Origin of the sequence: Barnesiella sp. An22, assembly GCF_002159975.1 — a bacterium.
GTDB classification, from domain to species: domain Bacteria; phylum Bacteroidota; class Bacteroidia; order Bacteroidales; family Barnesiellaceae; genus Barnesiella; species Barnesiella merdigallinarum.
The window spans coordinates 38,104-45,528 of the sequence record NZ_NFJR01000019.1 but is presented as its reverse complement, the minus strand read 5'-3'; the positions used below and the strand labels follow the sequence as shown (position 1 = coordinate 45,528).

General features: G+C 52.4%; 8 protein-coding genes. 3 read left to right on the top strand and 5 right to left on the bottom strand.

The window, feature by feature from the left end; translation table 11 throughout:
• Positions 1 to 248 precede the first annotated feature (248 nt).
• Positions 249 to 578: a winged helix-turn-helix domain-containing protein gene (locus tag B5F38_RS13055; RefSeq protein WP_087409585.1), complete on the bottom strand. Its 330-nt coding sequence runs from the start codon at positions 576 to 578 to the stop codon at positions 249 to 251.
• 404 nt (positions 579 to 982) lie between these two features.
• On the opposite strand from B5F38_RS13055, the gene B5F38_RS13050 reads away from it, so the two are divergent.
• From B5F38_RS13050 to B5F38_RS13040, 3 genes are all read left to right on the top strand, one after another.
• The gene (locus tag B5F38_RS13050; RefSeq protein ID WP_087409584.1) at positions 983 to 1,495 is read left to right on the top strand and encodes an NAD(P)H-dependent oxidoreductase; all 513 of its coding nucleotides are present in this window, start codon (positions 983 to 985) and stop codon (positions 1,493 to 1,495) included.
• A complete protein-coding gene (locus B5F38_RS13045; protein ID WP_087409583.1) occupies positions 1,483 to 2,121 on the top strand; it encodes a hypothetical protein in 639 nt (212 codons plus the stop codon). Before B5F38_RS13050 ends, B5F38_RS13045 begins: the two co-directional genes overlap by 13 nt.
• Before the next feature lie 127 nt (positions 2,122 to 2,248).
• Positions 2,249 to 2,428 carry a DUF4250 domain-containing protein gene (locus B5F38_RS13040; RefSeq protein ID WP_025279088.1) on the top strand — a complete coding sequence of 60 codons (180 nt, stop codon included), beginning with the start codon at positions 2,249 to 2,251 and terminating at the stop codon, positions 2,426 to 2,428.
• A gap of 114 nt (positions 2,429 to 2,542) precedes the next feature.
• Here the strand turns inward: B5F38_RS13040 and B5F38_RS13035 are convergent, their stop codons facing one another.
• From B5F38_RS13035 to B5F38_RS13020, 4 genes are all read right to left on the bottom strand, one after another.
• Positions 2,543 to 4,852 (bottom strand): TonB-dependent receptor, encoded by a 2,310-nt coding sequence (locus B5F38_RS13035; protein ID WP_241147868.1) that lies wholly within the window; start codon positions 4,850 to 4,852, stop codon positions 2,543 to 2,545.
• A 121-nt stretch (positions 4,853 to 4,973) separates the two neighbouring features.
• Positions 4,974 to 5,939, bottom strand: a complete 966-nt coding sequence (locus B5F38_RS13030) for a FecR domain-containing protein (protein ID WP_087409581.1) — start codon at positions 5,937 to 5,939, stop codon at positions 4,974 to 4,976.
• Between the two features lies 1 nt (position 5,940).
• Complete coding sequence (locus tag B5F38_RS13025) at positions 5,941 to 6,507, bottom strand: RNA polymerase sigma-70 factor (RefSeq protein WP_087409580.1); 567 nt, start codon at positions 6,505 to 6,507, stop codon at positions 5,941 to 5,943.
• 27 nt (positions 6,508 to 6,534) lie between these two features.
• On the bottom strand, positions 6,535 to 7,164 hold the full coding sequence (locus tag B5F38_RS13020) for a hypothetical protein (protein ID WP_087409579.1): 630 nt from the start codon (positions 7,162 to 7,164) through the stop codon (positions 6,535 to 6,537).
• Positions 7,165 to 7,425 lie beyond the last annotated feature (261 nt).

Below are 7,425 nucleotides of genomic sequence, written 5' to 3'. Positions count from 1 at the left end.
CGAATTGCATAGAAAAATAGAAGATACCGCCTATATTGTTATCCTAATTGAGTTAATAATCAATAAAAGCGTTAAATCTTCACCCTTTAGAATGTACAATTAAAGACAATGACCATATTTCTGACTTATTACCTATAAAATATTGAGTAATAATCGGTTGTAAATACCTGCGTTGTTGTAATTATATTAGTTAAACGTAATTCGTAGAATAACGAACAATAGGTTCGAAAAAAAAACGGGGGGGGCTGTTACGGGCAGCACTTCCCCGACGGGCAGACGCACTGCTCGAAAAACTCGCCGAACAGTCGGCGGGCCTTCTCCCAGTTTTGCCGGTTGATGCAATACCGCACCTTGGGTGTCTCGACCTCGCCCTGGATGAGGCCGGCCTCCTTGAGTTCCTTCAGGTGTTGCGATACGGTGGCTTTGGCGATGGGCAGCTCTTCGTGGATGTCGCCGAAGTAGCAGGTCTCCTGCTGGGCCAGAAAGTGCAGGATGGCCACCCGGGCCGGATGTCCCAGGGCTTTGGCATACCGGGCCAACTGTTCCTGAGTGAGGGTATAGTCTCGTTTTTCGTCCATAGTCAGAATTGTTGTTCGCAAATATACGAACAATATGTTTGCCGGACAACAGGTCGCGCTCATTTTTTTCCCGATTGTATTACAAGACAAGGGCCGAGGCGTGCAGCCTGAACACGAGCCTGCGGTCGGTTGTTGTATTGTAGAGTGAATGTCCGGAGATGGTATAAAACTGTATTGCATTGAGAACAAAAAGATTATGAAATGTTTTGACGAAGGAAACACACCCCTTCGGCAAACTTGAAAAGAAACAATAAAAAGTTCTAAAAATAGATAGACCGGCAACTGCCGTTTTGGAGAGAGTGGTGAAATGGCCTATTTTTGCCACCCAATTCGGGGATTATTTAGAACCAATATAAATTGGCCGGTAGATTGCTGTGGCGTATTGACCCTTAAAACGATTGATTATGAAACTGATTATGAGTGACCGACCTATTCGATTGAACATTCGAGACCATTCGGAAATAAAGTATATCGACCTCTCGTCGCTGAAGATAGCCAACTGTACAGGCTGCTTCGGATGCTGGACCCGTACGCCGGGCAAGTGTGTGATGCGCGACGATGCGACCCGGGTCTATCCCTATATTGCCGCCAGCGACCGGGTGCTCTATGTGAGCCGGGTGATTTACGGCGGATACGATACGGTGATGAAGCGCATGCTCGAGCGGGCTATCCCGGTGCAGCAGGCCTTTATCCGCATCGTCAAGGGCGAGACGCACCATGTGCAGCGGGCCGTGGTGCCCAAGCGGGCTACGATTGTGGCCTATGGCGACATCGATGCCGAGGAGCAGGCTCTCTTCCGTCGGCTGGTAGCCCGCAATGCGAGTAATATGAGCTTCGAGAGTCACGAGGTGATATTCACCTCCGAAGCCGAGTTGGAAAACTGTGTAAAAAAGATTGTGGAACTATGGGACGAGTAATGATTATCAACGGCAGCCCCCGGGCTCCGAAGTCGAATTCGAAGCGATATGCCGAACTTTTTATGAAATACTGCTCGGCCGAGACGGTCTATTTCAACCTGACCAGACGCAATCATCGCGAGTTGTGCGAGCAGATGGCGGGGTATACCGATGTGCTCTTTGTCTTCCCCCTCTATGCCGATGCCCTGCCGGTGGGGTTCCTCGAGTTTCTGAAGGTGTTGGAGAGCTGTCCGCCCGCACGCAAGCCGGTGGTCTCCATCCTGATTAACTGTGGTTTTCTGGAGTATACCCAGAACGAGATTGCCATAGAGATGATGCGCCTCTACTGCCGGAAGAACGGCTATCGGCTGGGTTCTATTCTGGAGTTGGGCAGCGGCGAGGCCATTCTGGGTACACCCTTCAAGTATGTAGCCGTGCGGGCCATCAAGCGGCTGGCACGGTCGGTAGCCCGGGGGGAATACCGCACGATACAGGCCACCATGCCGCTGAGCAAGCGGTTGTTTATATGGGCCTCGACGTACTATTGGACCGCGTTCGGCCGCAAGTTCGGCGTGTCGAAGAGCCAGATGCAGACGATGCAAATCGAGGACGGGCGGTTGCCCCACACGCCTCCGACGGGAGAGTGAGGCGCTGGCCCGGCTGCCGGCCCGGCCGATATGCAAGGGGCGGGGTGGTGATTTTTATTCCCGCTCTCTTGTATCACCTGTGGGGGAAATTGCTATCTTTGCACCCCGAAACAGAAAGGAATAGATTATGAATACCTTACCCGAAGATCCGATGATCTTGTTTTCGTTTATCAACACCAAGTTGCGCGACAACTATGCCTCGCTCGATGCGCTGTGCGACGACATGCACATCAGCAAGGCCGACCTGGTGGCCAAGTTGGGCAGTGCGGGTTTTGAATACAACCCCAGCCAGAACAAGTTTTGGTAACCGGTCGCACCGGCTCTTGCCCTCCCCGCAGGGAGAGTTTTGTGCCGTGACCGGTTTGTGACTCTCTTTTGATTTCAGCCCGAGACCCGGAGCTGAATTTTTTTTTTTGCCTGTTCAGAACTTGAAGCTGATGCTCCCGTAAGGCATGCAGTTGTAGGGCCAGTGCACGGAGTAGAAGTCGAGCAACTCCTCTTCGGGCGGGTTGCCTACGATGTTGTAGAGTCCTACGCGAAGCAGCAGCAATTTGTCGTCCCCGAAATTTTTCTTGAACGAATAGCCGGCGTCTACCCGGTAGTTGAGCGGAGCCCGTCGGGTGTGGAACTGCTCGATGGGGAAGGGGTCGAATGTCGTCTCGTCGATTTCGAGTATCTTGCCCGACCTCAACAGTCCGCCCAACGAGAAGGAGGAGCTGCTGTTGAGGTTGTAGGTGACGGCTCCGCTCAATTGGTGGGGGATGTCGTAGAGCGAGGGTATTTTCCCGTTGGCCTTCAGTTCGTCGAACCACTCGCGGCTGCGGGCATAGGTGTAGGAGAGTTGCAGCAACCAGTGCCGCCAGTAGTTGTAGAAATAACATTTGATGCCGTAGCTGTCGCCGTTGCCGGTCATGATGTAGTTGCCCCACTCGGTATCTTCGACAAAGGTCTCGGGGCGCAGGGCCACGATGTTGCGGCGGGTCTTGTAGTAGGCCGACAGCTCAAGGGCGCCGTTGCGCAGGTTGTGTTTCCACCCCGCCTCGTAGTGTTCCGACGAGCGTGGTTTGTACGACTCGATGCTGGGCATCCGGAAGTCGGTGGGCATGTAGAAGGTGTTGAACCGCAGGTAGTGGTAAAACTGCTCCATGCGCGAGAAGTTGAGATAGAACAGGTCGTTGGTCCACGGCGAGTATTTGAGCGAGAAGCGGGGCTGGATGCTGTAATAGTCGCGGTGCTTCTCGGGCAGATAGCCAATGAAATGGACTCCCACCTGGGTGAATAGTTGCGAAGTGATGCGGATGAGGTTGTCGTAGAAAATCGAGAATTGGTCGATGGGCTCGTGGCGCACACGTACCGTGTCGCCCAGGATGGCCAGGTCGTAGACCTCGTGGGCATATTTGGCTCCCCAGCGGGTGGTGTAGATGTTGTCGTAGCTGTATGTGAACTCGGTTGATACGTTCATCGACTTGATGCCGCTGTGAATGTAGCTGCGTGTCGCGGTTTCGAAACCCAGTATTCCGGCATGCGCCACATTTTCGTGTGAGGTGTAGAAGAGCGAGGTGGTGTTGCTCAATTTCCCTTTCGAAAAGTTGTAGGCGAGCTGGTAGATTTGGTTGTTCCAGCGCATGGCCGTAATCTTCTCTTTGGGGCCGACGGGCATGCGGTAGATGTCTTGCGCATGGTAAGCCAGAGCCTTGAGCGAGCTCGACGGCGAGATGTCGTACGACAACTTGGCGTTGAAGTCGAGCGTCGAGTGGTTGAGGCGGTCCTCTTCGGAGAAAAACTCGTCGAGCAGGTCGAGCCAACTGCGCCGGGCACTCACCAGGTAGGAGAGTTTGTTTTTGAGTATGGGGCCTTCGAGCATGATCGAGGCGGCCGGCATGTCGAGCGAGAGGGTGCGCATGTGCTCCTGTTTGTTGCCGTCCTTGAGGTTTATTTCGGTAATCGACGAGAGCTTCCCCTCGAGTTTGGTGGGGAAGAACCCTTTGTGAAAGACGATATTCTTCACGGCGTCGCCGTTGAATACGGGCAGCATCAGGTTGAGGTGCCCCGGGTGGTATACGGGCACGCCGTCGAGCAGAAGCTGGTTCTCGTCGTATCCGCCTCCGTCGACCAGAAAGTTGTTGCCGGTGGGTATGCCGGTCACGCCCGGCAGAATCCAGATTTGCGAAAAGAGGTCGTTGCTGTTGAACGAGAGCATGCTCGAAGGAGCCAGTTCGTCGAGCGAGTTGCTCAGTTTGCGCGAATTCACGGTGACCTCTTCGATTTCGAAGAGCTGGGCATTGAGTTGGGGTTGCAAGGTCAGGTCGCGGTCGACGACAATCGTCTGTTCATAAGGCTCGTATCCCATGCAGGTGATGCAGAGTCGGTAACTCCCTTCGGGCAACGGCAGTCTGAATCGGCCGTTTTCGTCGGAGAGGGTGTACTGTTTCCGTTCGTTTTCGTCGTAAAGCGAGACGATGGCTCCGTAGAGCTTTTCGCTGCTTCCCTCTTCGCTGATGGTACCCGAGAGGGTGAAGAACTTCTCTTCGCCTATTTGTATGACCAGTTTGCGGGGTGAAATCTCGATGGTCTTGAAGCGGTAGTCCCGCAGGAGCTCTTTCAGCAGTTTCCCCACGGTGGTGACACCTGCCGTTTTGAAGGTGCACACCCGGTCGAGGTCGATCGACGAGGGGTTGTACGAGAGGGTGATGTCGCACTGCTGCTCGATTTGCTCGAACCATTGTAACACAGAAGCAGAAGAGGCGGAGACTGATATCCGCTCTTCTGCTATCGCAACGGGTCTTTTTGTAATTTCACCTAACGATGAATGAACCCAAAGTAGTGCTATTATAGAGAATAAGAATTGTAACTTACTCATAATAAAGTTTGTAGTGTCGCCCCTTTTCCAGGGTGTCGCATTGGCAGCCGCACACGAAAGCCAGTTCGGCCGCGATGCTCTCACGCTCGCTCACATTGATTTTGGTGGTGACCGTGTTTCGGTCGAGCCCTTTACCCAGCTCGATTTTTACACCGGTCTGCTTTTCCACCTCCTGGACCACCGTGGCGATGGGACTGTTTTTGAAAACCAGTACCGAGTCGCCCTTCCCGAAGAAGGAAGCGGGGTCTTCGATCAGGCCCAGTGTCATCTGGTCGTCGGCGATTTCGACCTTTTCGTTGGCTTCCAGGATGACGTTGTTGTATGAGGTAGAGACCTTCACCCGTCCGCTCTCGACAAACACGCCCGACTTGTTGTCGTGAGCGGCATCGACGAGAAACGAAGTCCCCAGGACTTCGACCGTCATCTGTCCGGTAGAGATTTTGAAGGGGGCGTTGTCACGGTTTTTTACATGAAAGAACGCTTTTCCCTTGAGTTCTACCTGACGGGCGGTCCCGTCGTCGGCATATCGGAATGCCAGGGTTGCATGGGGATAGAGGATAACCTCCGACCCATCGGGCAAAAGAACGTTTTCGGTTTGGGTTATATCGGCGTAGCGTACAAATTGAGTGTCGGTCTCGTGAGAGAGTATCATCCAGGTGGTTACCAGTATCAAGGCGATGGCGGCAGCGGCAGAGTAGAACCAGGATTTGTGCGAGAAGCTTCCGATTTTCAGGGAGTGCTCCTTGAGTTGGGGTTCGACTTTGGCCCAGGCTTTTTCGGTGTCGACCTTGAACGAGGTGTCGCTGAAGATAGGCATCTCGATAAGCCGTTGCAATCGTTGGCTCTCTTCGGGATATGCAGCTTTCCATTGATCCAGTTTGGCCTGCTGGGCGGCGGTGAGCCGTTCGTGAGCGAAGTGTTTGGCCAACAGTTCGTCTATGTCGTCGTGATTTCCCATTTTACATGCAGTTTAAGAAGATTGATAAAATGATTGAGATAAGGGCCATGCGCAAGGCGTTGTTTTCGGCCACATAGGTGCGCAAGAGTCGGATAGCCCGGGTCATCTGATTCTCTATGGTTTTCTCCGAAAGGTTCAGTTTCTCGGCAATCTCGCGGTATTTCATACCTTTGAGTTTGGCCAGTAAAAAGACCTCTTTGCATTTAGGAGGTAACGATGCGAGTGCTACTTGCAGGAGATTGTCGGGCGATTTCGCTTCGTCGGCTTCATCATAGATTTCATCAGGCGTGTCGATGGCGGCAGTGGGATAGTCGTCGATCGAAACGAAGGCGCCCTGTTTCTTGCGCAGGAAAGAGATGCAGCTGTTTCGAATAGCAGTGGTCATGTAGGCGGCAAACTCTTTCTCGGGCAAGGTATCTTTCCCTTTGTCCCAGACATTGATGAAGAGTTCTTGCACAATGTCTTCCGAGTCGTCTCGGTCCAGCACATATCCGTAGGCTATATGGCATAGCCGGGGATAGTGTTTCTGGAACAGGGACTTGAAGGTTTCTTTTCTGGTCTCTCGCATAAGTAGCACTCGCAGGTTATGGGGTGATTAGAATCTCAAGCTTACACCGGCGGTAACAAAGCCTTTGTATCCGAGTCCGGCTTCGAGGAATCCACCGATGCGTTGGTTGCCAACTCGCAGGGCGATGGGGTTTACCTGGTAGGCAAAGTTGGTAGAGAGGTCGCTCTTCTTGGCGTTGCTGGTAGCCGTCTGGTTCAGGCTCTTTTCGGTGTGGTTCACCAGATTTACACCGGCCGAAGCACCACCGTAGAGTTCAACGACACCGCGTTTGAAGTATACAAATTCGACCGTGGGCAACAGCATGAAGTTCAGGTCTTTCTCTTTCAGTGAGGGAGCCGTTTCGCCAATCAGGGTCAGCTTGCCGGTCGATTGAACGAATCCCAGGTCGGCACCTACTCTGAAGCGGGCAATCGAGTATCTGTAACCCAGACTGTATACCAGGCTCGATTTTTCGTCGCTGCGCTTGCTGCCTGTTACGGCGTCGCTCAAGCCCATGCCAAAGACGTTTGCAAGTCCGAGTATGAGTCCGTCGCTGGCCGAGAGGCGTATTTCGTGGCGGGGCATAGACTGGGTGTTATTAGCGGTGGTTTCTTGTCCTTTTACAACATGGCTGCTTACGGCTGCGCACAAAAGTAATGCAATAAATTTGATTTTCATAATTTGTTAATTTTTTTCGTTGTGTAAATAGTGAGCCGTTTTTTCTCTCCGCGTTCATGCGTGGTGGGAAGCCGGCAGCTTTGCTTTCCCTTGTGGGTCACTTAGCTATGTGATTTTGACCTTATAACGCCGGAGTTTGAAAATCCCCCTACCTGTGCTGAAAAAAATTTTCATAATTTTTCGTATCTATCTTATTATCAGCAAAATAAAATTTTCGGAATTATCGTTCCGGTTTTATCGCCTTTCGTAATATTCGAGGCG